We start from the raw sequence: 25,814 nt of genomic DNA on the forward strand, positions 1-25,814 counted from the left end.
CAAGGAGCTTGGAAGAATTGAAAAAGAGTATGATGATTGTTACAGGTATCATTTCGGCAGCTGCATTATCAGCATGTGGAACAGATGATGCTAATCAAGGAACACAAATAGATGAAATTATCGGGGTAGATCCTGGAGCAGGCGTCATGATGAATACAGAAGACGCAATTTCTGAATATGGATTGGATATTCACCTTCAGCCAAGCTCAGACCCAACCATGACAGCAGCTCTTGGAGAAGCTTATGAAAATGAAGAGCCTATTATTGTAACAGCGTCATACCCTCACTGGATTTTTCTTGCCTATGATCTAAAATATTTGGATGATCCTAAAGGCGTATATGGTGAAACAGAAAACATCCACACCTTTACAAAAAAGAGCCTTGAGGAAGAAGCACCAGAAGCATACACCGTTCTTGACAACTTCTACTGGGAGCCAGACGATATTGGTGCAGTGATGCTTGATGTTTTTGAAGGAAAAGAACCAACCGAAGCAGCAGCTAGCTGGGTAGAAGAGCATCAAGAAAAAGTGTCTGAGTGGACGGATGGCGTAGATTCAGTATCTGGAGATGAGATTACTCTTTCATACGTAGCGTGGGACTCCGAAACAGCTTCGACACATGTAGTCGCAAAAGTCTTGGAAGACATAGGATACAATGTTACTCTCACTCAACTTGAGCCAGCATTTATGTGGGCATCAGTAGATTCTGGAGATGCAGATGCAATGGTAGGTGCATGGTTACCCAAAACGCACGGCGCTTATTATGAAGACTATAAAGAAAACATCGTCGACCTAGGTCCAAACTTAGAAGGAGCCCGAATCGGACTCGCAGTACCAGAATATGTAGATATTGATTCGATTGAAGATCTGAAATAAATGATGTTGCTTGGAAACCGCCTCTGTTGGAGAGGCGGTTTTTTGTGTGGGGTTGATTGGTGGGTGATCGGGATTGAGGATGAGAGTGAGGAATCGGGAAAGAGGGGGCGGAATCGAGGAAGAGAGGATGAGACTGAGGAATCGGGGGTGAGAGCGGGATATCAGTAAAGAGAGCGAGATATCAGTAAAGAGAGCGGGATATCAGTAAAGAGAGCGGGATATCAGTAAAGAGAGCCAGATATCGGTAAAGAGAGCGAGATATCAGTAAAGAGAGCAGGATATCGGTAAAGAGAGCGGGATATCAGTAAAGAGAGCGGGAAATCGGTAAAGAGAGCCGGATATCGGTAAAGAGGAGCAGATATCAGTAAAGAGAGCCAGATATCGGTAAAGAGGAGTAGATATCAGTAAAGAGAGCGAGATATCAGTAAAGAGAGCGGGATATCAGTAAAGAGAGCCAGATATCGGTAAAGAGAGCAGGATATCGGTAAAGAGAGCCGGATATCGGTAAAGAGAGCCGGATATCGGTAAAGAGAGCGGGATATCAGTAAAGAGAGCGGGAAATCGGTAAAGAGAGCAGGATATCGGTAAAGAGAGCCGGATATCGGCAAAGAGAGCCGGATATCGGCAAAAGAGAGCCGGATATCGGCAAAGAGAGCGGGATATCGGCAAAGAGGAGCAGAAATCGTTAAAGAGAGCGGGATATCAGTAAAGAGAGCGGGATATCAGTAAAGAGAGCGGGATATCAGTAAAAAGAGCGGGATATCAGTAAAGAGAGCCGGAAATCGGTAAAGAGGAGCAGATATCAGTAAAGAGAGCCGGATATCGGCAAAGAGAGCCGGAAATCGGTAAAGAGGAGCAGATATCAGTAAAGAGAGCCAGATATCGGTAAAGAGGAGTAGATATCAGTAAAGAGAGCGAGATATCAGTAAAGAGAGCGGGATATCAGTAAAGAGAGCAGGATATCGGTAAAGAGAGCCGGATATCGGTAAAGAGAGCCGGATATCGGTAAAGAGAGCGGGATATCAGTAAAGAGAGCGGGAAATCGGTAAAGAGAGCCGGATATCGGTAAAGAGAGCCGGATATCGGCAAAGAGAGCGGGATATCGGCAAAGAGGAGCAGAAATCGGTAAAGAGAGCGGGATATCAGTAAAGAGAGCGGGATATCAGTAAAGAGAGCGGGATATCAGTAAAAAGAGCGGGATATCAGTAAAGAGGAGCAGATATCAGTAAAGAGAGCCGGATATCAGTAAAGAGAGCGAGATATCAGTAAAGAGAGCCGGATATCAGTAAAGAGAGCCGGATATCAGTAAAGAGAGCGAGATATCAGTAAAGAGAGCGGGATATCAGTAAAGAGGAGCAGATATCGGTAAAGAGGAACAGATATCAGTAAAAGGCCCCACAAATAACCTACAAGCCACGGAACCCATTAATCATCAACCTTGCGTTCGGTGTTCTCCGCCTATCTAAAAAAAGGAATGCACCGCCCGCTGTAGAAAGAGTTATACATAGACCGAGACATATATGACTTAATGTAGAGGAGTGAGAGCATGAAGGCTGTGATCATAAATCGTTATGGTGGGCCTGAGGTTTTGGAGTATACGGATATTCCTCGGCCAGAACCACAGGCTGATGAGGTGCTGATTCGGGTTTTAAAGACAAGTGTTAATTTTGCAGATTTAAAAAGTAGGAGAGGGAAGAAGGGGAAGGCAGAGTTTCCGGCTATTTTAGGTCTTGATCTAGTTGGTCGTGTTGAACAAGTTGGGCAACATGTACGGGATGTTGAGGTTGGTCAGAAGGTGATCGCGTTCCCAAAACATGGTTCTTATGCTGAGTATGCGATAGCTAATGAGCAGCTTGTTTATGCGATTCCTGATGATATGGATCTTACTTGTGCGGCGGCGAGTCCAATTGTGGCGTTTTTGTCTTATAAATTGTTAAAAGATATTGGTGGAATCCAACCTGATCATTCAGTGCTAATTCACTCAGGTTCAGGTGGAGTGGGTTCGACTGCTATTCAACTTGCAAAGCATTTTAATGCACATACCATTTTTTCTACTGTTGGTGATTTGGAAAAAGCTCATGTTCCTATAGTATACGGAGCGGATGAGGTGTATTCCTATCAGGATTTTTCTCAACAAATCCTGAATGAAACCAATGGGAAGGGTGTTGATCTTATTTTAGATTCTGTGGGTGGAGAAGTGACTTCCCGCAGTTTGGAATGCTTAGCTCCGTATGGCAGACTTGTTCATTTTGGTCAGTCAAGCGGAGAACAAGCAAATGTGAGTAAAGATGATGTCCATTCGAGTTGTCGTTCGTTTTTGGGGTATAGTTTAGGAACAACCAGAAAACTAAGACCAAATCAGCTACAAGATATCTCGCATAAGGTAATTCAGCTTCTTCATCTCGGTCTCATAAATGTGCATGTAGGTCATGAATTTCTTTTAGAAGATGTTGCAGAAGCCCATAGGTTAATGGAAAAACGGCAACACACCGGAAAAATCATTCTAACCGTTCATGAGGAGGAATCATAATGGAAGGGAAATTGATCTATCAATTTGTTCCTGTAAAAGATCTTGTAACAGCAGTTGATTTGTATCGTGATACTCTAGGTTTTACTGAATCATGGCGTGAAGGTGATCTGACGGTTGCCTTTGATCTTCCAGGCTCTGAGGTGAAATTGTTGATCGAACAGGTTGAAGCGGGACGGATAGATGCGGCGGGTCCTGTATTTTTGGTTCCTTCTGTTCATCAGACCCTCATTCGTTATAAGGATCACTTGACCTTTATTGGTGAACCGGCGGAGACGCCAGATGGATTATGGGTAGGTGCAAAGGATGATTCAGGAAATGGAATATATTTTACGGATGAATCTAAGCTAGAGGCAGGATATACAAGCATAAAGGGTGATGTGGGATGATTGATCTTGAAGATTTGCCGCAAAATATCGGAAACCCAGCGAGAAGAGCATTAAAAGAATTGGGGTATACCCATTTGGAGCAGTTAACAGAGTGGACTGAGAAAGATCTTTTAGCGATACATGGTGTTGGTCCTAAGGCTGTTCGTATTATACGTGAAGCATTGCATGAGCAGAATTTATCTTTTACTACTAAGACGTAAACAAAACACATAGGATGAAAAAAGAGTTAGCCGGAAAGACTAAATGGAGGTGTAAAACAGCGACGTTATAAAAGAGGGTGGGATCTTGAGGACTACAAAAATTGCGTTTTTATCTGTAATGAGCAATACATTTGTTGTTGCAATTAAAATAGTAGTAGGTATTATAACGGGTTCAGTAGCTGTACTATCAGAGGCGATTCACTCTTCATTAGACTTGATGGCTTCATTAATTGCGTTCTTTTCCGTACGGATCTCAAAAAAACCGGCTGACTCAGTTCATCCATACGGACATGGAAAGGTCGAGAATTTATCAGGTACCATTGAAACGATTTTGATTTTTGTTGCGGGTATTTGGATTATCTATGAGTGCGTGCACAAGATCATTCATCCAGAACCATTACAGCTTCCCTTGCTTGGTGTTCTTGTCATGGTCGTGGGAGCAACCATTAATTTTATTGTTTCTAAGGTAGTACGTAAGGAAGCGGATCGTGTACACTCAGTGGCCATGAAATCTAATGCCCTACATCTTTTAACAGATGTGTATACGTCACTCGGTGTAGCTGTCAGCTTATTGCTTGTTACCTTAACTGGTTGGTATATTCTCGATTCCATTATTGGTATGATTCTTGCCATTTATATCATGATTGAGGCGTTTAAGTTAATGAAAGAAACCTTCCCTCCATTAATTGATTCTCGTTTGACTGAAAATGAAGAGTCAGCTGTCTTGAAGATTATTGAATCCTTTAAAGACGAATATCTAGAAGTCCATAATTTTAGGTCTAGAAGATCCGGTCCTCAAGAATATATCGATTTTCACTTAGTTGTACCTTCTGAAGCGAGTATGGGAGAAGTCCACGAGCTTTGTGATCGAATAGAAGAAAAAATAGAAAAAGAATTTCCGCGTGCAGAGGTTTTTATTCATCCAGAACCTGAGCATGAGAGGGAGAATCGTAAGTAAAAAACCAGGGCCAAAGCTTCTGGTTTTTTTGTTATATCAAGATTTTATATATAGATGTTTCTCTTTTGGTTTCAATGGGAACAGTACTTTACGTAACAAAATATAGAGAGACTTAGCTGTGAAGTTACTATTTTATCAGTAAAACAGACAAGTCATAGAGTTGGGATGGTTAGATGAAAACAAGTAAGGTAATATGGATTACGCTTCTTTTTGCAATTGGAGGAGGAGTATTAACAGGTTTAATAGGGTCTGGCGTTCTTTTTATCGTAGAGTCCATTTGGCCAGACGGTTTAATAGCTGATTTATCAGTTGGGGCTACATTTCTAGTAACAGTATTACCTGGTATAGTGGCATCGTTTTATTGGTCATACTTCTACATTAAGAAGAGAAAAAATGAAACAAAGCATTTAGATGATCATGTTCCGGAAGATGAAGATAAAATATAAAATGGTTAAAAGATTCCTAATCATAGGGATCTTTTTTGAATGTAAGAAAACGTCACAGTTACACTTGATGAGATGTATAAAAAAAGTAAAATAACAGATGGAGGTGCAACAATGAGTGTACATATACAAGAGCTTCTAGCCATTGATCGATACAAACAAGAACTTTGCGAACTTATTCAGGTAACTGTGAATAACGGAGCATCCATTGGATTTTTGCTACCTATGCAAAAGGAAGAAGCTGAAGATTTTTGGGAGAGCCACAAACCGAATGAATCTCGAATCCTACTGGGGGCTTTTATAAATCAGCGACTAATAGGTGTGGTATACATAGAATTAGTTGAAAAACCGAATGGATCACATCGAGGAGAAATTTGTAAACTAATGGTTCATCCAGATGCACGTCGCTTAGGTGTTGCAAAGGCATTAATGAAAGAAATTGAAAAGAAAGCACTTGAACAAAACAGAAGTTTACTCGTTTTAGATACTCGAGATGGTGATCATGCTAATGAGCTCTATAAAAGCTTAGGCTTTGTTTTTGCAGGAGCCATTCCTCATTTTGCACGTAACGAAAAAGGAATACTCGAAACAACAAACTTATATTACAAAATGATTTAACAGCCAGCACGTAACAATCGTGTTGGTTTTTTTGTGCAGGAATTATGAATATCATATGGAAAGTAAATGAGACAGGAGGGTTTATTTTGAACGAGAACTGTGTATTTTGTTACCCAAATATAGAGACAGACAAGCAAATCATTTTTAGTCATTCGAGCTGTATGTTTTTGCAGTTGAAGTCCGCTCAGAGAGAGGGTGTAGCTTTGAATGGGGCTGGTGTCATTGTTCCAAAACAACATCGAGAGACGGTATTCGATTTAACATCTCAGGAATGGGAGGATACCTTTGAATTACTTAAGCAAGTAAAGAACTGGCTCGATACAACATTACAACCTGCTGGCTATAACATTGGCTGGAATTGTGGAAGTGTCGCCGGACAGCATATCCCCCACGCTCACATGCATGTGTTACCACGATATGAACATGAAGAAATGGCGGGGAAAGGAATTCGCTATCTGTTTAAAAACCAATAAGAGGTGATATATGAACATCTTAATCATGCAGCCTAAGTTAGAGGAATCCATATTACAATTAGAAAAAGTATTAAAGAGTAACGCTAACGTTGATATGGTTATATTTCCTGAAGGGTATCTAAATGAAAATGTTGAACAAGCCTGTCAACTGGCAAAGGATACGAGAACCATCTTAGTAGGAGGCTATCGCCGGATGAGTGATCATCCAAAGGATTATGCCGTTTTGATTGGGGCGGATGGCCATGTATGTATTGATCGTCAAAAGTACACAAAAACACAAATTGCAACTGTTGAAGGTTTGAGAATAGGGCATATCTTATGTGATGAACTTTTGCTTCAAGGGTTAAAAAAGGAACCCAACCAGCTTCTTGATCTCATCGTTCATCCGATTGGTGTAGGCATGTATAGTATCGAGCAATTTAATGAATGGATAGGAAAAGCAAAAGAAATTGCTGTTAATCATCAAGTGATGGTGATCGGTGTAAGTCATGCCAATGGAATATTTAAAGGCGCGGATCAATCTATTCCAATTGCTTATTGTCTTAACTCAGATGGCGGCAGCGTGTTTGTAGCCCAAAATGATACTCGCACTCGTCTAGTGGATTTAACAACAAAAAAAGTCTCTATTTTAGAGGAATTAACCCAATGATTCGACCGGCAGAAATGAAAGATGCTCCTGCGTTAGCGACGTTATGCCTTCAATTAGGCTATATAGTCGATCGCGATTTAGCTGAAGTCCGCCTTGATCGAATGTTATCCAATAAAACTCACGGTATCTTTGTGAATGAAGAAGCAGATCACCTGATTTCAGGCTGGGCTCATGTCTATGGAAAATATCTTATTGAGTTAGAGTATGCTGAAATCGGAGGCATTGTGGTCGATCAAACAGTTAGAAGATCAGGAGTAGGCCAGAAGCTCATGATGGCATGTGAAGAATGGGCTCGTGCAAATGCTTTTACAGAAATGAGATTACGGTCAGGGTCACAAAGAAATGAGGCTCATATTTTTTATCATCATTTAGGTTATGAACATACTCGTGATCAGAAAGTGTTTAGAAAGAAGTTTGAGGAGGTTGATTAGTTTGCACTCAACAAACATCTCCTTACGTGAATTCCGATACGATGATTGGAAGGCTATTAATCAATATGCGCGCCTGGCAAGTGTGAGTCAATACCAAGCATGGCGCGTGCAGACCGAGATTGACTCGCAGTCATATCTGGTTCAACTTATACAAGATTCAGCCTGTGAACCAAGAAGTAGATATGCATTTGCAATCATCGAGAATGAGACACAATTCTGCATCGGATCGGCGGAACTAAACATTAGAGATCGACATAATAGGGTGGGAGAGTTGGCATATATTTTACATCCTAATTATTGGGGAAAGGGCTTTGCTACCGAAGCAGCAAAGCAAATGCTCTCGTATGGATTTTCTGAACAAAAGCTTCACCGTATATTTGCAACATGTGATCCTCGTAATATAAGTTCAGAGCGAGTGATGCAGAAGGTAGGTATGCAAAAGGAAGGTAAGCTGCGTGAAAACCTTCTGCTAGATGAAGGCTGGAGAGACTCGCTTATTTATAGCTTGCTGGAAAATGAAGTTAATTGCTTTTAAGGGGGAGGAAACACCTTGTTTGAGATACGCAAACTAAACAAAGCTGAGCACGATTTTCTAAAAGAAATGCTCTACGAATCGATTTTTATTGACGAATCAAAGAAACCACCATTAAAACAATTACTCGATACTAAAGATATGCTCAAATATCACATAAATTGGGGGAGGCCAGGAGACCAGGCGTTCATTGCTTTAAATAGTGAGGATAAACCAGTGGGGGCGGTTTGGTTTAGACTTCTTCAAGGAGCAGATAAGGGATATGGCTATGTAGATGAATGCACACCAGAGCTTGGTATTGCAGTGAGTAAAGAGGGACGAGGCCAAGGCTTGGGACGTAAGTTAATGCGAGCATTAATGGAACAAGCTAAAATAGATGGGTTTCTTAAGCTCTCGCTCAGTGTGGACCCAGATAATATCAGTGCAGTAAAACTATATCAAAGCTTAGGATTTGTAGAAGTTGGAATGGAAGGAACATCGATTAGGATGGTCGCCAATGTAGGTGAGAGTTCGTTTATGAATATGATTCGAGAGCTTGAGGAAAGCCACTTACATCCTGATATTCGCAAGTCTAGTGAAAAGCTTGGACATATTTTAGCGGATAATTTTGTTGAAATTGGCTCGTCAGGTAGAATGTTCGGTAAAGAAGAGTGTCTAGCTGATGGAGTTAGCCCTGACGAGATGACGATTCATGATTTTGCGATGCGTCGTTTATCGGAGGGGATTGTATTAACAACCTATCAAATAATGAACAAAACAAATAATAGAAGAACCTTACGCAGCTCCATTTGGAAGCAGATTGACGGACGCTGGCAACTCTATTTTCATCAGGGCACGATAAAGAGCTCTGAAACTGAATATCTCTGATCGGTTCTGGCAACTTTATCAATCAAGGGAAAACCCCAGTAACAAGTAGGAACATAAAAGAACCAAGGCCTAATGGATCCTTACTAAGAAACAGAGCCACTTACGAAGAGGTGTTGTGGGTTCAGCAAGAGGAAGGCCAAGTTAACAAGAAAGAACATAAAAAAACCAAGACCGAATGGATCGTTACTAAGAAACAGAGCTAATTACGAAGAGATATTGAGGGTTCAGCAAGAGGAAGTCCTATTTAACAAGACCGAATGGAACTTCACTAAGAAACAAAATCTCTTACAAAGAGGTTTTTTGGATTCTGCATGAGAGAATCTAATTTAGCAAGAGTACAGTTCAAAAAACCAGGCGTAACAGACAATATAAGTAGAGTCCATATAATTGTGTAAAAGTAAAAATAAAAAAAGGCCAATGGCCCATCCTCGTGATACACTATTTTCGCCAAGAAAATCATCAACAGGAGGAATGGGACATGACCCAATTTAATTTTAACGTAGATATGGATGTAATTAAAGAGGAATTAATCGGCTCAAATTTAAATGCCACCATTAAATCTTCGATTATTCTGATTCTCAATCAAATGATGGAACAGGAGCGCGATGAGTATCTGAAATCCAGCTCTTATGAACGCACTGGAGATCGGGTTGATTATCGTAATGGGTACTATGAGAGAGATTATATGCTTTCAATTGGGAAGATCACTCTTAAGGTGCCTCGTTCGCGTAATGGAAAGTTCTCTCCGTCTCTTTTTGAGCGCTATCAACGAACAGATCAAGCACTGATAGCAACGATGGTTGAAATGGTTGTCCAAGGGGTTTCAACACGCAAAGTGACTCAAGCGGTCGTGAAACTGTGCGGAGAAAATGTGTCTAAATCCTTTGTATCAAGTCTAACAGAAAGGTTAGATCCTTTCGTCAAAGAGTGGTCGAGTCGATCTTTAGTTGGAAAAGAATATCCTTATATCTATACTGATGCGCTTTATATTAAGGTACGCGAGTACCAAAAAGTCGTGTCCAAAGCAGTCTACATCGCTGTGGGCGTGAATGAAGATCACAAAAGAGAAATCATTGGTTTTCATATTACACATGATGAAACGAAAGCTGGATGGGAATCTTTCTTCGAAAGTCTTCAATCACGTGGGCTTTTATCTCCAAAACTCGTGATTTCAGATGCCCACAAAGGCTTAAAAGCAGCGATCCACGAAGCATTTACAGGCTCAAGTTGGCAGCGGTGCACCGTTCATTTTAAACGAAATATCTTTAGTGCCCTTCCAAAAAAAGAAACGGAAACGTTTCGCTCATTGGTTAAAGATATCTTTACTCGCCAAACTCAAAAAGAAGCACGAGCCCTTTATCAAGAAATCGCATCCAATTACGAAGGACAGAAGAAGTATGAGAACGCGTTAAATAAACTTGAAGAAGGACTTGAAGATGCCATTCAATACATGAGTGAGCAGAAATCATATCATCCGTTACTGCGGAGCACAAACAACCTAGAGCGGTTGAATTCAGAGGTTCGCCGTAGAGAAGGAGTCATACGTATTTTCCCTAATCAACAATCTGCGTTCCGTTTGATTGGAGCGGTTCTGAAGGATTACGACGAATTGAGGTTGTGTAAGAGAAAGTATTTGCCTGAAACGTGAAATGAAATAGAGGAGCCGACGGCTCCTCTACCCTAAACTGATAATGAAAACAAATTATTCATTAAGATCAAGACTTGAAAATAGTGACGAGGTATTTTACACATAAATTAGGACTTGACCACAATATAAATTGTCGTTACGCCTGGTTCATTTCCTACTTAATTTTCTTTCTCAATCGACTTCTCTGCCATCTGCTTAGAAGGCCAAAATGCCCATTTTCCAAGTAAACTTGTAATAGCTGGCACAAGTAATGGTCGAACGATAAAGGTGTCTAGTAGTACACCAATCGCTGTGATAAGACCGAATTGAACAAGAACTTGAATTGGAAGAGTTGTTAGAACAGCAAATGTTCCTGCTAGGATGACACCTGCTGAAGTAATAACACCACCACTTTGTCCTACCCCTTCTCTTATCGCTTGTTTTAGCGGCAGACTTCGTTTCTTCTCCCAGATATTTGAGATCATGAAGATATTATAATCTTCACCAAGCGCCACAATAAATACAAAGGCATAGATAGGGATTAAAGCAGAAATTGACGGTACATCAAAACCATAGTGCAGTATCACCCAGCCAAGCCCAAGTGCACTTGTATAGGAGATTAGAACTGTTGCAACTAAATAAAGCATAGCCGTGATTGATCGTAAATATAAAAGAAGTAAAATAGAGACGATCACAACAACCAACGCAATTATTTTCCCCTCGTCGGCTTCAATGATACTGCGTTGATCAACTTGTTCAGCGGTTTGACCGCCAATCCATACATCAGCTAACTGGTGTTGATCTTTGATTTCGATTGCACTCGCTTGAATAGCTTCAAGATCATCCATTGCTTCGTTACTATATGGATTCTCCTCTAATTCTATTTGATACATCACAATATCATCGTTTACTTCACTAACTTCTGGTTCCTCTACTTTATATACACCACTTAGGCTCTCTAAGTCCTCAGTTAAATCGACGTCTTCTCCTGCCACATCAAATACAATTTGAACTGGCGCTAAATCACCGGAACCAAATGCATCAGTGATAAGAGCAAACCCTTCGCGGGAAGGTGTATCTTCTGGAAAAGAGGATAGGGTGTCATAAGAATATTGAACCTGTGTCACAAAGAACGAACTACCAATTAATAGAACGAGTGTAATAAGAATGGTTCGAATTGGCTTTTGGGCAGCAAACTGTCCAACACTATGCCAAAAGCGCGATTGTTTATGAAGTTTCACTTTTTTTTTTTTTTCTTTGCTCGTTTGTGCTCCATTTCTTCCGTTCTTGGAACAAATGGGTAAAATGCTGTTCGACCAATTAAGCTTAATAAAGCTGGTACTAATGTTAAGGATGAAATCATCATCACAAAGATTGATAATCCAAATGGAACAGCAAAGTTATGGATCGTACCGTATTGTGAGACCAAAAGTGCCATAAGAGCAGAGACCACCGTTAATCCACTAACACCTATGACTCCAGCGGTATCAGATAAAGCGAGTCGAATGGCCTTAAGTCGATTTTGTTCTTCATATAAAAATAGTCGGAATCTCGCAATTAAAAATAAGCAATAATCTGTGCCTGCTCCAAATAATAGAACGGTCATAATGGCAATTCCTTGTGAATCATATGAGATGATTCCTGATTTCGCCATCCATCCGAGTATTGGAGTTGCTACTGCATAAGCCGCACCAACTGCAAGTAGTGGAACAAGCGGTAGGATAGGAGATCGGTAGATTATAAGTAGAAACACAAGTACTAATAGGACCGTTCCAATTAATAAGGAAACATCGGCGTCTGCAAATAACTCCGTTGCATCTACACTTATACCCGCAGGACCAGTAGCTCTAGTGACTAACTCATTAGAATCTAGTGCTTGTTCGAATGGGTTTTCTCCTAAGATGTCGCTAGCTCTCTCTTCTAGTTCCGTCAGTCCAGCCTTTGTTTCATCAGCTGTTACGTTACTTTTAAAAAGAATGGCTTGTATAAATGTGGTGCCATCTTCAGAAATCATTTCTTGTAAGGCAGGGAGAGGGATTTCCTGATAAGGGACGGCCATCTCTTGTGCATTTAGTTCATTATCTGTGAGGCTTTGAGAAAGCTCCTGTATAGCTGTGATATCTTCCTCTTCTAAGCCTGATTCGCGGTACCAAGTAATGAGACCAGGAAGCCCATCACTATTCGGAAAATACTCCTCCATCGTGGCGGCAGCCTGAATAGAAGGTTGATCAGAAGGCAAAGGTTCTACGGTATCATCGGTATAATCACCAGATGCTGGTAGCAAGAGTTGAAAGCTGATAATAGCTAGAATCCAAATGCCTAATGTAATCCAAGCGGCCTTTTTTGCCAACAATCGCATGTGCGGTTTTTGTCAGTCCGTTTTTCATGTTAGTCTCCTTTAAATTTGTGATCATACTTATCAATCGATAAGCTGAAGGTCTAATAGGGTTATATCATGATCATGCAAACTTATCAATTGATAAGGTGTTGAGATGAATATAGAGGATTAGTAAAATCACAACAGGGTTAGTAAATGAGTTCCACTCAATACTCTAGAAAGGGTCGCATCTGTCGATGTTATCTAGTATAATATTGGAAACAATCTTTAGGAGGTATCCAATGTTCCATCCGATTCTTATGGGGTTTCTCATTGCTATGATTGTAGCGGTAGATGTATGGGCATTTGATCAGGATCAAAAAAGATGGGGCTTGGTTTAAAGCTTGGCCGAAGCCCGCAAAAATTATGGCTTTCATAGGCTTAACATTCGTTATGACCGTTTTTTGGTCAGCAGTTAATTGGAAGTATGTATAATGGAAAAACGCCGGGTCCTACACTACAGGGCTGGCGTTTTTATTTTTAGTGAAAAAAATTATACTAAGTGTTAAGACTAAAGAGTGTATAATAAGATATTAGAATACATTCTCTAGATAAGTTATCATAGAGATTATTGGAAAGTAGGTGATTTGATGGTGGAGAGGCCGTAGTTAAAACCATTCAATTGAATAGCTTAACAGCAGGTTCTTTAGACTTAAAATCATTTACGGAGGTGAATCCCTTTTATTAAGGGAACTTATTGGAGATTGGAACGATTATTAATTTATTAGGTGTGGCAATGCTTATTGCCTTAACTGCTTTTTTTGTGGCTTCTGAATTTGCGATTGTAAAAATTCGGAGCACTCAGCTTGAACCGCACATTGAAGGTGGAAGCAAGCGCGCGTTGGCAGCTAAAAAAGTGGTATCTAATTTAGATGAATACTTATCTGCCTGCCAGTTGGGTATAACAATAACAGCACTAGGTATCGGGCGACTAGCCGAGCCAACGTTTGAACGAATGCTACATCCGATTATAGGTGAATTAGGTGTTAATGAAGCGATTGTTACAACCGTTTCAATTATTATTTCTTTTTCGATTGCAACATTTTTGCATGTTGTGGTTGGAGAACTTGCGCCAAAAACACTTGCTATCCAAAAGGCTGAACAAGTTACACTTTGGATTTCACAACCATTGATTTTGTTCTATCGTTTGTTGTATCCATTCATTTGGGTATTAAATGGATCGGCTCGAATTTTAACACGATCATTTGGGTTACGTCCGATGAGCGAGCACGAAGTCACGCATAGTGAAGAAGAATTAAGACTCATTCTTTCTGATAGCTATAAAAGTGGTGAAATAAATCAGTCAGAGTTTAATTATGTTAGTAAGATCTTTGATTTTGATGAGCGGGTTGCTAAGGAAATTATGGTGCCACGTCCAGAAATGGTGACAATCTCAATTGATGATCCTATGGAAGACATTATAAAACTGATTCGTACCGAAAAATATACGCGATATCCTGTCGTTAATGGTGACAAGGACCATATTTTAGGTATTATTAATGTTCGAGAACTCCTTTCAAATCTGGTTGATGATCATAATAATGAATTATTAATTGATGATTATATCAGACCTGTTATCTCAGTTATTGAATCCGTACCAATCAAAGATGTACTGATACTCATGCAGAAAAATCAGAACCATATGGCGATTTTGTTTGATGAATACGGCGGTACTGCTGGTCTTTTAACAATGGAAGATATCATTGAAGAGATTGTTGGCGAGATCAACGATGAATTTGATGAAGAGGAAGAACCAGATGTTACTCAACTTGATGATGACTATTATCGTATTAGTGGTCAAACGATGATTACCGAGGTCAATGAACTTCTTCAACTACACATCGAAGAGGAAGATGCGGATACAATCGGTGGTTGGATGATGACACAAAAATACGATATTAAAGAAGAAGAAGAGTTATTCTTTGGGAGATATGCTTTTAAAATCAACGAGTTTGAAGGTCATCAAATCAAAACAATTGATGTGTATCTTAAACCATTAGATGAAGAAAATATAGATGATGAATAAAAGAACACCGTGTCCACTATGGATGCGGTGTTTTTTTGAGGGCAATAAACTTGAGAATGAGCAGAAATTTGGACATGGAAATCAGCTAAGCTGTATAGTAGTGAAACTTAGTAAAGTAAAGAATGGTACGTATAAAGAAATAGGGAGGTTTTTTTAATGAGTTTAATTAAAGATCAAGACGTATTATTTCATCCAGTTCCATTAGGTAACTTAATTATACCAACACGGATTGCAATGGCACCTATGACAAGGGCTTTCTCTCCTAATGGAGTGCCTGATGAGAACGTGGCTGCTTATTATCGCAGAAGAGCTGAAAATGGGGTTGGCTTAATTATTACAGAAGGAACAGCGATTAATCATCCATCAGCTGTAAGTCATCAGGATATTCCACGTTTTCATGGAGAAGACGCACTTGCAGGATGGAAGCAGGTAGTAGATGAAGTACATCAAGCAGGCGGCATGATTATCCCGCAAATCTGGCATGTTGGTGGAGCGCGTAAAATAGGAGACCTTCCTAATGAGAAGGAACTGCCAATAAGTCCATCAGGGCTTGATTTAACTGGAACTAAAGTGACGGATCCTTTAACGGAAGAAGAGATCAAGCAAATCATTGCTGCGTATGCGCAAGCTGCATCGGATGCCAAAAAAGTTGGTTTTGATGGAATTGAGCTACACGGAGCGCATGGCTACTTAATCGATCAATTTCTCTGGGAGAAAACTAACAAACGAACGGACAAATATGGCGGTGATTTAGTCGAACGTACCACATTTGCCCAAGAAGTGGTTAAAGCTTGCCGAGAAGCTGTTGGACCAGATTTTCTAATTGTTTTCCGTTATTCACAATGGAAGCTTGGAGATTACGGAGCGAAGCTAGCGCATAATTCAGAAGAGCTTAAACAACTATTACAACCAATATCAGAGGCAGGCGTGGATGTGTTTCATGCATCGACCAGACGTTTCTGGGAGCCTGAATTTGCTGAGGAATCAGATACATGGAACCTGGCTGCTTGGACAAAACAAGTAACGGGAAAACCTACGATCACAGTCGGTTCTTTAGGTTTAGATCATGCATTTAGAGATGAAAATGGGGCAGCTAATGAAACATCGATATCAGAGAATATCGAAAAGCTGATTTCAAAAATACAGCAGGATGAGTTTGATCTAGTGGCGGTTGGTCGTGCACTCTTAGCAGATCCGGAATGGGCTTCAAAGCTTAAGGATGGAGCATTGGAGAAAGCTGTACCGTACTCCCAAGAGTCAATTAAACAATTGACTTAATAGCTTTTTATAAGAAGGTCGAAGGGTTTTTTTAGCGTAATGAAAACACTTGCATATTTTTATATGTATGTTATGATCTTGTTATAAAATGATATTCATTAGGAATTGTGACTGGTAAAGCAGGCAATACCCTAGATTAATTGGACTTGAAATAAGTCTAATTCATTAGGGTAGTGTCTGTTTTTTTGTTTATACTAACAAGATCATTTATCTCGGTTGAGGTGAACCAATTATGAGAATCCATAAGATTCTTAATAACAATGCTGTAACCATTTTGGATGCTTCAGGAGATGAAGTAATTATCATGGGGCCAGGTGTCGGATTTCAGAAAAAGAAAAAAGACAAGCTGGACGAATCAAAAATAGAAAAACGATTTCGGATGGAAGATAAGCTTACGTTTGCGAAGCTGGAGGAATTACTAGAGAAGATTCCATCTGCTTATATGGAATTGTCTGAAGAGATTATTAAAGAGGCACGCATAAAGTTTGCAAAACAACTTCAGGAAAGTATCTATATCTCCTTAACAGATCATATTCATTTTGCAGTGGAGAGACATAATCAGGGGCTGCCGATAAAAAACGGTCTAATTTGGGAAGTAAAACGATTTTATCCTGACGAATATGCAATCGGAGTAAAGGCACTATCTATTATTAAAGACCGTTTAGGTGCAGAGCTTCCAGAAGATGAGGCTGCCTCAATTGCCTTACATTTTGTGAATGCCCAAATCGGAGAAGAAATTCCTACTGTGGTTTCAATCACAAAAATTATTCAAGAGGTTCTAAAGGTAGTCTCCTATCATTTTCAAATGGAGTTTGATGAACAGTCGTTAAGCTATTATCGATTTGTCACACACCTTAAGTTCTTTGCACAGCGTTTAATCAATGGTGATCATATGGAAAGCCATGAAGATAGTTTATATCCGATTGTGAAAGAGAAATTTCCAAAAGCGGCAATTTGCGCAGATAAAATAAAGCAATTTCTGTTGAAAAATCATTCGTATACATTAACAGAGGATGAAACCTTATATCTAACTTTGCATATTCAACGCATTGTAAGAGAGCATCAACATACGAATTAGGATTGTGACTGGTAAAGCAGGCAAGACCTAAGTTTCTATTTGAAGACACGATTATTTGTTGTGTTTTGAAATAGGTACTTAGGTCTTTCTTTTTGCTCTAAGTGCTGACTAAATAACGAGTGCACGCGTTGTTTGGATGTTCAATTAAAAGGAGAAGCGAGCTATGAACCATAGTGAATTAGCAAATGAAATTGTTAAGCATATAGGTGGAAAGTCAAATATAGACCATATGACTCATTGTATGACAAGGTTGAGATTTAATCTTAATGATAATGATCAGGCTGATCGAAAAGCCTTAGAAAAGCTTGATGGAATAGTGGGTACAAATATTAGTGGGTCTCAATTTCAAGTGATTATCGGAAATGATGTACCTGCTGTATATAAAGCCATTGTTGCACAAACAGGTGGCAGTCAAGGTAGCGAAAAAAATCAAGGTAATAAGAAAAAAGAGGGGAACCCCCTTAATCGTTTATTTGATTTTATTTCTGGGGTATTCGCCCCTATCTTAATTGCAGTTGCAGGTAGTGGGATGATTAAAGGTCTTCTTGCTTTAATTGCAGCTTTTGAATGGATGAATACAGAAGGTAGTACGTATATTATCCTTAATGCAATTGGCGATGGAGTATTCTACTTTTTGCCTTTAATTTTGGCTGTTAGTGCCGCCCATAAATTAGGAAGTAATCCGTATATTGCGGCAGGGATAGCAGCAGCTATTCTTCATCCGTCGATTTCTGCGTTACTTTCATCGGGAGAAGCCGTTACGTTTTTTGGCATTCCAATTATCCAAGCAACGTATGCTTCTTCGGTCATTCCAATTTTGATTACGATCTGGCTTGCTTCTCATTTTGAACGAGTGGTCGATCGTTGGATTCACAAATCATTAAAATTATTACTTGTGCCAATGATTGTCATGCTTGTTATGGTGCCTGTGCTCATCCTTGCAATTGGTCCATTGGGAACTTTACTTGGCGATGGTCTTTCTGTCGTTGTAACTGGATTAATGACTAAAACGGGAGTCTTCGGAGGAATTTTCCTCGGTGCGTTGATGCCAATCATAACGATTACAGGAATGCACTATGGACTAGTGCCAGTTATCTTAAATTCACTTGCGCAGAAGGGATATGACTATATCATCCCTGTAACGTTTGTATCTAATATGGGACAAGCGGGTTCGGCTTTTGGGGTATTCCTAAAATCCCGTAACAAAAAACTTAAGGCATTAGCTTTATCCACGTCAATAACAGCTTTAATGGGTGTAACTGAACCGGCCATGTACGGTGTAAACATGCGCTTAAAACGTCCATTTTATGCGGCAATGATTGGTGGAGCTGCAGGTGGAGCCGTTCTCGGATTATTTGGAGTGAAAGCTTATGTTCTGAGTGGGATTGGTGGCTTACCGGGAATTCCAACGTTAATCGGTCCAACCTTTTTATATGGATTATTAGGTATGGTAATAGCATTTGTGGTAGCGACGATTGTGACGTATGTACTTGGATTCGAAGACTTTAAAGAGAAGGATTTAGATGAAGTCGTAAATGAAGGGACTGACTCAGAGAAAACCTCAATTGCTCAGGTTCAGTCAGAAGAAATATTTAGTCCAATCAAAGGTTTTGTAGAGCCGTTATCAGCTGTACCAGATCCAACGTTTGCTGATGAGTTGATGGGGAAAGGCGTAGCCATTCGTCCTACTGATGGTATTGTGGTGTCTCCTGTTAAAGGAACCGTTTCAGCCTTATTTAAAACAAATCATGCGATTGGTTTAAAAAGTGAAACGGGTGCGGAGATTCTGATTCATATTGGAATAGATACGGTTAAGCTAAACGGTAAACACTTTACATCTTATATCCAAGTTGACGATACAGTTGAGATCGGTCAAAAGCTAGTATCTTTTGATCAACAAGCAATTGAACAGGAAGGGTATGAAACCATTACTCCAATCATTGTTACAAATACAGCAGAGTACTCATCTGTTGATGGAGCTGTGGAAAAGGATGTTGAACAGGGAGAAACACTACTTACATTAAACTAGAATACGGAAAGAAGGAATCGTGATGACACAGTATACATTTCCTAAGGGTTTTCTTTGGGGAGGAGCGACAGCAGCCAACCAAATAGAAGGTGCATATGATCAAGGAGGCAAAGGTCTGTCAAGTGCCGATATGATTCCATACATTCCAAAAGAAGAACGTACTGGTGATCATACCTCTGATATTAGTAGTCAACAAATCAAAGAGGCGATAGAAGGAAATAGCCCAAGGCATTTTCCTAAAAGACACGGTATAGATTTTTATCATCATTATAAAGAGGATATTGCTCTACTTTCTGAGATGGGGTTTAAAGCTTTCCGTATGTCTATTTCCTGGCCGCGTATTTTTCCAAAAGGGGACGAATCTCAGCCAAATGAAGAAGGCTTGGCATTTTATGATAATGTGTTCGATGAGCTAAGGAAATATGGTATTGAACCAATTGTTTCTTTATCACACTACGAGATGCCTATTCACCTCATTGAAGAATATGGTGCATGGACAAACAGAAAATTGGTTGGGTTCTTTGAGCATTACGCAAAAACTGTTTTTGCACGTTATAAAGACAAAGTTACGTATTGGATGACGTTTAATGAAATTAATTGCATCACGTTAAGTCCGTATAATGGTGGTGGGATTGTCTCAGATCGGTATGAACATGTGGAACAAGCCTCGTATCAAGGATTACATCATCAATTTGTGGCAAGCGCACTAGCAGTAAAAGCAGGGCACGAGATTAATCCTAATTTTAAAATTGGTTGTATGCTTGCCTTGATGGAGAGTTATGCAGAAACATGTAACCCCGATGATGTCTTAAAAACGCTAAAAGAAGAGCAGCTAAATATGTTTTTCACAGATGTACAGGTGCGTGGTTATTATCCAAGCTACATCAATCGATTCTTTGAGGAACAAAACATCCAGATTGAGATGCAGCCTGGTGATGAAGAGATTCTAAAAAATCATACGGTCGATTACTTATCATTTAGTTATTACATGACATTTGTCACAAGTTCTTCACCACATGGAGAAAAGGCTCCAGGTAATTTATTTGCCGGTATTAAAAATCCTTATCTTGAATCCTCGGAATGGGGCTGGCAAATTGATCCTGTTGGATTGAGAATTGCGCTAAATAAACTATATGATCGATATCAAGTACCGCTCTTTATTGTGGAGAATGGCCTCGGAGCGATTGATACCATTCAAGAGGATGGATCAATTGAGGATGACTACCGGATTGATTACCTACGTAAACACATTGTGCAAATGAAAGAAGCGATTAAGGATGGTGTGGACGTGATGGGCTATACGGCTTGGGGGCCAATAGATCTTATCAGCGTCTCAACATCTGAAATGCAGAAGCGTTATGGATTTATCTACGTAGATCAGGATAATGAAGGTAATGGTACATTAAACAGGTCAAAGAAAAAGAGCTTTCATTGGTATCAGAAAGTCATTGAAACAAACGGAGAAGTGTTATAGAAATTCATACAGAAAAAGCGCGACGAGTTTTTAATTCACTCGTCGCGCTTTTGTTCTATATTATATCCATTTCACAATGTCAGACAATGCCTGTCTTGTTTTTGGTTTTACCGGTTCTGTTACTCTATAGCCATACGCGGCCATCACAGAGACCTTCCATGTATCCGTGTCAATGCCTTCTTGCTTCAAGATCTCGTTTACTTTATCCGGTTGGAAGCCTTCGATCGGGCAGGAATCAGCCAATTTGCGCAGCAGATGTCATCATATTTCCTAATGCAATATAGGTTTGCTTACTAGCCCAGTCAAAAAGTGTACGTTCTGATTCGAATAAATTTTGATTGTCCTGTTGAAAAGCTTTATATCGTGGAGCAAGCTCGTTAATCGTTGCTTCAGGTAGATTTTTAACACTCTTATTAATATAGGAGACATACTCCGAATCAAAGCGCGCCTCTGTATGTGCAAGAGTGATAACAAAGTGACTTGCAGATGTTAACTGACGAATAGCACCTGAGCAGACATCCTTTAGTTTGTTTCGTAGTTCTGGGTCTTGAACAACAATAAATTTCCACGGTTCATAGCCAACAGAGCTTGGAGAAAGTCTGCCAGTTTCCAAGATGAATTCAAAGTCGCTATCGGATATTTTTTTTGTTGAATCGAACTCTTTTGTTGCATGTCTAAAATAAAAAGCGTCTAAAATCTCTTGTTTCTTGTCATTTGTATTGGTCATTGGTTTCATTCCTTTTTTAGATGATCTTATGTAAAGGGTAGCTAAGAATGGATGAATAAACAAGGGAACCGGCTTATGAAGATACTTAATTTTAAGGAAGGAATTGGCTGAATCATCTAGAAGGCTTATAGAGCAGAAATTATTGGAGGGTATGGTAGTGAGTAGTTTTACAAGATACATCATAGTAAGTTTATCTACAGTTCTGTTTATCGTCTTGGTGTTTATGAATTTTATTGGTCAGTGGAGCGCGGATCCGGTCATTCAGGTTCTTTTCTTTTTTATCATGATTATTTCCGTTTTTAACGTTGGAGTTATGACCAGTCAAAGGTTTGAAAAATCATGAGACAGATTATTGCGCTTGGTGGAGGTGGTTTTTCAATGGAGCCAGACAACCCCACTTTAGATGACTACATTTTGAAGCAGGCTAGAAAAGCAACGCCTAAGGTTTGTTTTGTCCCAACAGCTTGGGGAGATCAAGATCAGTACATTAAACGTTTCTACAATGCGTTTCGATCAAAGTCTTGTATTCCAACTCACTTGTCGTTGTTTGATGCTAATTTTACGAACTTAGAAGCTTTTGTTTTTGACCAAGATATTATGTATGTAGGCGGCGGCAGTACAAGGAATATGCTAGTTCTTTGGAGAGAATGGGGATTAGATGATATTTTTAAGAAAGCTTATCAACAAGACATTATCTTAGCAGGTTTGAGCGCCGGTGCGATTTGTTGGTTTGAGCAAGGCTTAACTGACCCACTTAATGGACCACTCTATGCAATTGACGGGCTAGGATTATTAAAAGGGAGTGCTTGTCCTCATTATGATGGAGAAGAAAAGAGACGCCCTTTTTATGAAGCGCTAATTAAGGAAGGTAAAGTGATGGAGGGTTATGGAATTAATGATGGCACGGCTCTTCATTTTATAGATGAATGCTTACATAAATCTGTGCGGTCAACGCAAGGATTTGGTGACGGTTATGAGATCGTAAGAAAGTAAGAAGCATCTGGGGCATAACTAGTCTTTGATACAGAAAAAGATCTCACCCACCAGGAAATTGGTGATGGAGATCTTTTTTTGCTTTTAATAGTCAAACATTCACTCAGGATTTATTCACCAATCGTTTGTCTATCTGGTGAAGAATAAATAATTAACATCCTACATGGCTCCCAGCTTGTAACCTTTGCGTCATGTACGACGTTGCGTGGGATACGCAGCATCATGCCTGGTTTTAAGTGATGGGTTTCATCACCAAGAGAATGTTCACACTCGCCAGATAAGACAAAAATCAACTCCTCACAATTCGGGTGTCTGTGTCTAGGGTTAGACGTACCAGCATCGATATAAACCATTCCAAATGTCATTTCACAGTCTGGATCAATCTCTTTTCCAATGAGCCATTGGATCTTTCCCCAATCCATAGTTAGAACGTGTTTCGCCTCTTTTAAATCAGTAATGGTCGCCATATACATAGCCTCCTTGAGTGATTGAGTGTGTAATCATTATAATTCAACTATGTTGAATTACTCAAGAGAATTTTACCGAAAGCAAACGTCCTCACGTAAAAAGGGTGTACATTTAATTAAAAAAGAGTGATGTGTACTCACTCGGGGGTGACTGCAAAAACGGCTAAATATCTCACCTCATCGGTAATAGGGGTTAGTGTATGCTCTTCTAACGACGTGAAATAAATCGTATCACCAGGAGTTAGTGTGTATTCTGTATTGGCTACTCTGTATTTCATTTCACCTTCTAAAACAAACAGAAATTCTTCCCCGCTATGAGAGAGGACATGACTTTTTATTTCTCCTTTTTTAGCTACAAAGTAGTACGGCTGCATGATTTTATCTTGACGACTTGCAGCAAATGCATAAAAGGAATATCCTTTTTCTGTTTTGATCCAGTTTTTGTTTTGCTTATATGTTGATTGAGGGGTATAAACTGTACCCTCAACTTTGTTTTCCTCAAGCAAATCGGATACAGTGACTCCAAGCGATTCGGCAATTTTCATTAAGGTTGAGATAGGTGGGGTTGTTACACCGTTCTCTATTTTAGATAAAAGGCTTTTAGTAAAGCCGCAATATGAAGAGATCTCTTCTAACGTTCTATTTTGTTGTTTGCGGATGATACGAATCCGTGATCCTAACTGTTTTCCGATGGACATATCTGTATTCCTTTCATGCGGATTATTTAGTTACATTATAATAAATCAATATTCAAAAAGGAAGAGAGAGTATACTCGTACTCTATAGAGTTGAATGATTATGATATTTATAAAACAAAACCGTTCTTACATTCAGTCTAACTTACATTCAGTTTAACTTTAATTATTGATTGACGATTCAACATAGTTGAACTAAAATAAACAATATAATTTATGAATGTTTCATCCCTACATAATCAGTTTTACAAAGGAGGACTAACAGAAAAATGAAATTAGCTTTTTCAAGTCCAACAAAAAATGAGAATGAACAAGAGCTTCTATTCACTCGCTTTCAGTCGATGGGATATGAGGGGCTTCAGTTAAAACCACCACAGTATGCTCCATATGTTAAGGACACGTCGAGGTTCATAGAGTTGTGGAGAGAACAAAAAGGAATTACATCTGCTTTAATTGCTGGTGGCAGCTTAAACGAACTCAATCAAAACGAATTAAGATCTCTTTTTTCATTTTCTCGGAAGGTTGGTGTTGAAAGAATTGTTTATTGCCACGGTATTTCGCGAGAAAAGGTAACTAATTCTGATCTAAAGACATATGCAAGGACGTTATCAGATTTAGCGTATGAAGCCCGCGAAGAACATGGAGTTAGCTTATCTCTACATCATCATTACGATCAACCCGTAATGTATCGAGAAGATTTTGATGTGTTTTTTGATCATGTTAAAGAGAATACGGTAACGTTAACTATCGATACGGCCCACCTTTACAAATCTGGTATTCAGGATATTGCGGAGGTGATTAATAGCTTCAGTAGCTATATTGATAACTTCCATTTGAAAGACTTCTCTCAAGGAGAGTGGAAAGTCCTCGGTGAAGGCGAAATTAATTTTGCGCCTGTGTTCCAGGCTATTAAAAAAATCAACTATCAAGGTTGGGTCTCTGCAGATGAGGAAAGTGGGGGAGATCTGCTACAAGCAATGGAGGATTGCTACAATTATATGTCTCATGGATTATTATCAAAATAGCTGCAAGGGGGAAATTCATTTGCACAAGAAAAATCGCTACAAAATTGGTATTGTAGGTGCGGGGAATGTAACGAATATGCACTTGGAAGGGTTAAAGAATCATCAAGATCAGGTGGAGGTTACAGCCATATGTGATCTGAATCCTGACATATTATCATTACGGGCAGAGGCGTATCATATTCCGCAACAATTTACAGATTTTCAAGCGTTTATTGAAGATAGTGGCATAGATATTGCCATTGTATGTACACCATCTGTAATCCGTAAAGAAGTGATTCTACCATTAATTGAAGCAGGAATTGCTGTATTTTGTGAGAAACCCTTTGCTGAGACATTAGATGTAGCAAAAGAAATAACAGAGGCATCTCGTAAGCACCATGTTCCTATAAGTATTAATCAAAATTTTAGAACACATTATCCATTTGATTTTGTCAAAAATAAAATTCGTGATGGCGCAATCGGGAGTGTGTCCTCTGTAAAATTCCACGATTTTCATTTTCGACAGGATGAAGGGTGGAGGACACAATGTGAACGAAACTCGCTATCTGTTATGGGGGTGCATTGGCTAGATGGATTTAGGTGGATTCTCGAAAGTGAGGCAAAAAGTTTAGTTTGTCAAACGTACTCATCAAAAGCCGTTGAATGCGCGGGTGATACAGATGCGTCAGTACAAATTTTATTTCAAAATGGTGTTACTGTTTCTTATTCTCAAAGCTTATCCTCGGCATTCTCGCGTACGGAGCTTATCGTTGTTGGTGAGACAGGCACATTAGTTGCTGGTTATAATGACGTCGCCTTATACAAAAAAGGGATAAAAGATCCAGTAGAGGTATGGCAGTCCTCAACAGGCGGTCAAAAGAAGAAACCGGAAAGTGCATACGAAGGTATACGTCAACTCATTCACTCCATCGAATCAAATGTAAGCGCTTCTAATGATTGTGAGGATAATTTAAAAACCATTTCTTTGTTAGAGGCCTGCTATCGTTCAGCGAAAGATCAAACAATCATTTATTTTGATTCCGACGGCCATTTACAAAAAGATTAATGAGAAATGAA

General features: G+C 39.5%; 24 protein-coding genes and 2 pseudogenes. 22 read left to right on the top strand and 4 right to left on the bottom strand.

Annotated elements, in window-relative coordinates:
• Positions 1 to 17: 17 nt before the first annotated feature.
• From NDM98_RS20315 to NDM98_RS20375, 13 genes are all read left to right on the top strand, one after another.
• Entirely contained in the window at positions 18 to 875 is an 858-nt protein-coding gene (locus tag NDM98_RS20315) for a glycine betaine ABC transporter substrate-binding protein (RefSeq protein ID WP_251611355.1), read from the top strand.
• Positions 876 to 2,421: 1,546 nt separating this feature from the next.
• Entirely contained in the window at positions 2,422 to 3,405 is a 984-nt protein-coding gene (locus tag NDM98_RS20320) for a quinone oxidoreductase family protein (RefSeq protein ID WP_251611356.1), read from the top strand.
• The gene (locus tag NDM98_RS20325) at positions 3,405 to 3,791 is read left to right on the top strand and encodes a VOC family protein (RefSeq protein WP_251611357.1); all 387 of its coding nucleotides are present in this window, start codon (positions 3,405 to 3,407) and stop codon (positions 3,789 to 3,791) included. The genes NDM98_RS20320 and NDM98_RS20325 overlap by 1 nt, the downstream gene beginning before the upstream one ends.
• On the top strand, positions 3,788 to 3,991 hold the full coding sequence (locus NDM98_RS20330; RefSeq protein WP_251611358.1) for a helix-hairpin-helix domain-containing protein: 204 nt from the start codon (positions 3,788 to 3,790) through the stop codon (positions 3,989 to 3,991). Before NDM98_RS20325 ends, NDM98_RS20330 begins: the two co-directional genes overlap by 4 nt.
• 82 nt (positions 3,992 to 4,073) lie before the next feature.
• Complete coding sequence (locus NDM98_RS20335; RefSeq protein WP_251611404.1) at positions 4,074 to 4,949, top strand: cation diffusion facilitator family transporter; 876 nt, start codon at positions 4,074 to 4,076, stop codon at positions 4,947 to 4,949.
• A gap of 173 nt (positions 4,950 to 5,122) precedes the next feature.
• The gene (locus tag NDM98_RS20340) at positions 5,123 to 5,395 is read left to right on the top strand and encodes a hypothetical protein (protein ID WP_251611359.1); all 273 of its coding nucleotides are present in this window, start codon (positions 5,123 to 5,125) and stop codon (positions 5,393 to 5,395) included.
• A 111-nt stretch (positions 5,396 to 5,506) separates the two neighbouring features.
• The gene (locus tag NDM98_RS20345; RefSeq protein ID WP_251611360.1) at positions 5,507 to 6,010 is read left to right on the top strand and encodes a GNAT family N-acetyltransferase; all 504 of its coding nucleotides are present in this window, start codon (positions 5,507 to 5,509) and stop codon (positions 6,008 to 6,010) included.
• Between the two features lie 86 nt (positions 6,011 to 6,096).
• A complete protein-coding gene (locus tag NDM98_RS20350) occupies positions 6,097 to 6,483 on the top strand; it encodes an HIT family protein (RefSeq protein ID WP_251611361.1) in 387 nt (128 codons plus the stop codon).
• Between the two features lie 10 nt (positions 6,484 to 6,493).
• Entirely contained in the window at positions 6,494 to 7,132 is a 639-nt protein-coding gene (locus tag NDM98_RS20355) for a hypothetical protein (RefSeq protein WP_251611362.1), read from the top strand.
• Positions 7,129 to 7,563: a GNAT family N-acetyltransferase gene (locus tag NDM98_RS20360; RefSeq protein ID WP_251611363.1), complete on the top strand. Its 435-nt coding sequence runs from the start codon at positions 7,129 to 7,131 to the stop codon at positions 7,561 to 7,563. The genes NDM98_RS20355 and NDM98_RS20360 overlap by 4 nt, the downstream gene beginning before the upstream one ends.
• A 1-nt stretch (position 7,564) precedes the next feature.
• Positions 7,565 to 8,098: a GNAT family N-acetyltransferase gene (locus NDM98_RS20365; RefSeq protein ID WP_251611364.1), complete on the top strand. Its 534-nt coding sequence runs from the start codon at positions 7,565 to 7,567 to the stop codon at positions 8,096 to 8,098.
• Between the two features lie 15 nt (positions 8,099 to 8,113).
• Positions 8,114 to 8,962: a GNAT family N-acetyltransferase gene (locus tag NDM98_RS20370; RefSeq protein WP_251611365.1), complete on the top strand. Its 849-nt coding sequence runs from the start codon at positions 8,114 to 8,116 to the stop codon at positions 8,960 to 8,962.
• Positions 8,963 to 9,440: 478 nt separating this feature from the next.
• On the top strand, positions 9,441 to 10,610 hold the full coding sequence (locus NDM98_RS20375) for an IS256 family transposase (RefSeq protein ID WP_251611366.1): 1,170 nt from the start codon (positions 9,441 to 9,443) through the stop codon (positions 10,608 to 10,610).
• A gap of 158 nt (positions 10,611 to 10,768) precedes the next feature.
• Here NDM98_RS20375 and NDM98_RS24770 read toward each other — a convergent pair.
• A pseudogene (locus tag NDM98_RS24770) lies at positions 10,769 to 12,976 on the bottom strand (MMPL family transporter).
• Positions 12,977 to 13,663: 687 nt separating this feature from the next.
• On the opposite strand from NDM98_RS24770, the gene NDM98_RS20390 reads away from it, so the two are divergent.
• The 5 genes from NDM98_RS20390 (at position 13,664) to NDM98_RS20410 (ending at position 20,851) form a co-directional block, all read left to right on the top strand.
• On the top strand, positions 13,664 to 14,992 hold the full coding sequence (locus tag NDM98_RS20390) for a hemolysin family protein (RefSeq protein WP_251611369.1): 1,329 nt from the start codon (positions 13,664 to 13,666) through the stop codon (positions 14,990 to 14,992).
• 156 nt (positions 14,993 to 15,148) lie between these two features.
• Complete coding sequence (locus tag NDM98_RS20395; protein ID WP_251611370.1) at positions 15,149 to 16,270, top strand: NADH:flavin oxidoreductase; 1,122 nt, start codon at positions 15,149 to 15,151, stop codon at positions 16,268 to 16,270.
• A 232-nt stretch (positions 16,271 to 16,502) separates the two neighbouring features.
• Positions 16,503 to 17,348, top strand: coding sequence for a BglG family transcription antiterminator LicT (gene licT, locus NDM98_RS20400; protein WP_251611371.1), 846 nt, complete (start codon positions 16,503 to 16,505; stop codon positions 17,346 to 17,348).
• Positions 17,349 to 17,511: 163 nt separating this feature from the next.
• Positions 17,512 to 19,377, top strand: a complete 1,866-nt coding sequence (locus tag NDM98_RS20405; protein WP_251611372.1) for a beta-glucoside-specific PTS transporter subunit IIABC — start codon at positions 17,512 to 17,514, stop codon at positions 19,375 to 19,377.
• A gap of 22 nt (positions 19,378 to 19,399) precedes the next feature.
• Complete coding sequence (locus NDM98_RS20410) at positions 19,400 to 20,851, top strand: glycoside hydrolase family 1 protein (RefSeq protein WP_251611373.1); 1,452 nt, start codon at positions 19,400 to 19,402, stop codon at positions 20,849 to 20,851.
• Between the two features lie 60 nt (positions 20,852 to 20,911).
• Here NDM98_RS20410 and NDM98_RS20415 read toward each other — a convergent pair.
• Positions 20,912 to 21,578 (bottom strand): annotated as a pseudogene (locus tag NDM98_RS20415) (NAD(P)H-dependent oxidoreductase).
• Between the two features lie 157 nt (positions 21,579 to 21,735).
• On the opposite strand from NDM98_RS20415, the gene NDM98_RS20420 reads away from it, so the two are divergent.
• Both NDM98_RS20420 and NDM98_RS20425 read left to right on the top strand, forming a co-directional pair.
• Positions 21,736 to 21,921, top strand: coding sequence for a hypothetical protein (locus NDM98_RS20420; protein ID WP_251611374.1), 186 nt, complete (start codon positions 21,736 to 21,738; stop codon positions 21,919 to 21,921).
• Positions 21,918 to 22,571 carry a Type 1 glutamine amidotransferase-like domain-containing protein gene (locus NDM98_RS20425; protein ID WP_251611375.1) on the top strand — a complete coding sequence of 218 codons (654 nt, stop codon included), beginning with the start codon at positions 21,918 to 21,920 and terminating at the stop codon, positions 22,569 to 22,571. Before NDM98_RS20420 ends, NDM98_RS20425 begins: the two co-directional genes overlap by 4 nt.
• Positions 22,572 to 22,681: 110 nt before the next feature.
• On the opposite strand, the gene NDM98_RS20430 is transcribed toward NDM98_RS20425, so the two are convergent.
• Together NDM98_RS20430 and NDM98_RS20435 are read right to left on the bottom strand one after the other, a co-directional pair.
• Entirely contained in the window at positions 22,682 to 23,038 is a 357-nt protein-coding gene (locus tag NDM98_RS20430; RefSeq protein ID WP_251611376.1) for a cupin domain-containing protein, read from the bottom strand.
• Positions 23,039 to 23,175: 137 nt separating this feature from the next.
• The gene (locus tag NDM98_RS20435; RefSeq protein WP_251611377.1) at positions 23,176 to 23,736 is read right to left on the bottom strand and encodes a helix-turn-helix domain-containing protein; all 561 of its coding nucleotides are present in this window, start codon (positions 23,734 to 23,736) and stop codon (positions 23,176 to 23,178) included.
• A gap of 266 nt (positions 23,737 to 24,002) precedes the next feature.
• Between NDM98_RS20435 and NDM98_RS20440 the strand changes: the two genes are divergently transcribed.
• Both NDM98_RS20440 and NDM98_RS20445 read left to right on the top strand, forming a co-directional pair.
• Positions 24,003 to 24,758: a sugar phosphate isomerase/epimerase family protein gene (locus tag NDM98_RS20440; RefSeq protein ID WP_251611378.1), complete on the top strand. Its 756-nt coding sequence runs from the start codon at positions 24,003 to 24,005 to the stop codon at positions 24,756 to 24,758.
• A 19-nt stretch (positions 24,759 to 24,777) separates the two neighbouring features.
• Positions 24,778 to 25,803 (top strand): Gfo/Idh/MocA family protein, encoded by a 1,026-nt coding sequence (locus NDM98_RS20445; RefSeq protein WP_251611379.1) that lies wholly within the window; start codon positions 24,778 to 24,780, stop codon positions 25,801 to 25,803.
• Positions 25,804 to 25,814: the final 11 nt, after the last annotated feature.

Source organism: Alkalicoccobacillus plakortidis (assembly GCF_023703085.1).
GTDB lineage: Bacteria > Bacillota > Bacilli > Bacillales > Bacillaceae_D > Alkalicoccobacillus > Alkalicoccobacillus plakortidis.

Coding starts and splice junctions, on each gene's coding strand:
- NDM98_RS20320 (WP_251611356.1), top strand. CDS start 2,422: ATGAAGGCTGTGATCATAAATCGTTATGGTGGGCCTGAGGTTTTGGAG.
- NDM98_RS20325 (WP_251611357.1), top strand. CDS start 3,405: ATGGAAGGGAAATTGATCTATCAATTTGTTCCTGTAAAAGATCTTGTA.
- NDM98_RS20330 (WP_251611358.1), top strand. CDS start 3,788: ATGATTGATCTTGAAGATTTGCCGCAAAATATCGGAAACCCAGCGAGA.
- NDM98_RS20340 (WP_251611359.1), top strand. CDS start 5,123: ATGAAAACAAGTAAGGTAATATGGATTACGCTTCTTTTTGCAATTGGA.
- NDM98_RS20345 (WP_251611360.1), top strand. CDS start 5,507: ATGAGTGTACATATACAAGAGCTTCTAGCCATTGATCGATACAAACAA.
- NDM98_RS20355 (WP_251611362.1), top strand. CDS start 6,494: ATGAACATCTTAATCATGCAGCCTAAGTTAGAGGAATCCATATTACAA.
- NDM98_RS20360 (WP_251611363.1), top strand. CDS start 7,129: ATGATTCGACCGGCAGAAATGAAAGATGCTCCTGCGTTAGCGACGTTA.
- NDM98_RS20375 (WP_251611366.1), top strand. CDS start 9,441: ATGACCCAATTTAATTTTAACGTAGATATGGATGTAATTAAAGAGGAA.
- NDM98_RS20395 (WP_251611370.1), top strand. CDS start 15,149: ATGAGTTTAATTAAAGATCAAGACGTATTATTTCATCCAGTTCCATTA.
- licT (WP_251611371.1), top strand. CDS start 16,503: ATGAGAATCCATAAGATTCTTAATAACAATGCTGTAACCATTTTGGAT.
- NDM98_RS20405 (WP_251611372.1), top strand. CDS start 17,512: ATGAACCATAGTGAATTAGCAAATGAAATTGTTAAGCATATAGGTGGA.
- NDM98_RS20410 (WP_251611373.1), top strand. CDS start 19,400: ATGACACAGTATACATTTCCTAAGGGTTTTCTTTGGGGAGGAGCGACA.
- NDM98_RS20425 (WP_251611375.1), top strand. CDS start 21,918: ATGAGACAGATTATTGCGCTTGGTGGAGGTGGTTTTTCAATGGAGCCA.
- NDM98_RS20430 (WP_251611376.1), bottom strand. CDS start 23,038: ATGGCGACCATTACTGATTTAAAAGAGGCGAAACACGTTCTAACTATG.
- NDM98_RS20435 (WP_251611377.1), bottom strand. CDS start 23,736: ATGTCCATCGGAAAACAGTTAGGATCACGGATTCGTATCATCCGCAAA.
- NDM98_RS20440 (WP_251611378.1), top strand. CDS start 24,003: ATGAAATTAGCTTTTTCAAGTCCAACAAAAAATGAGAATGAACAAGAG.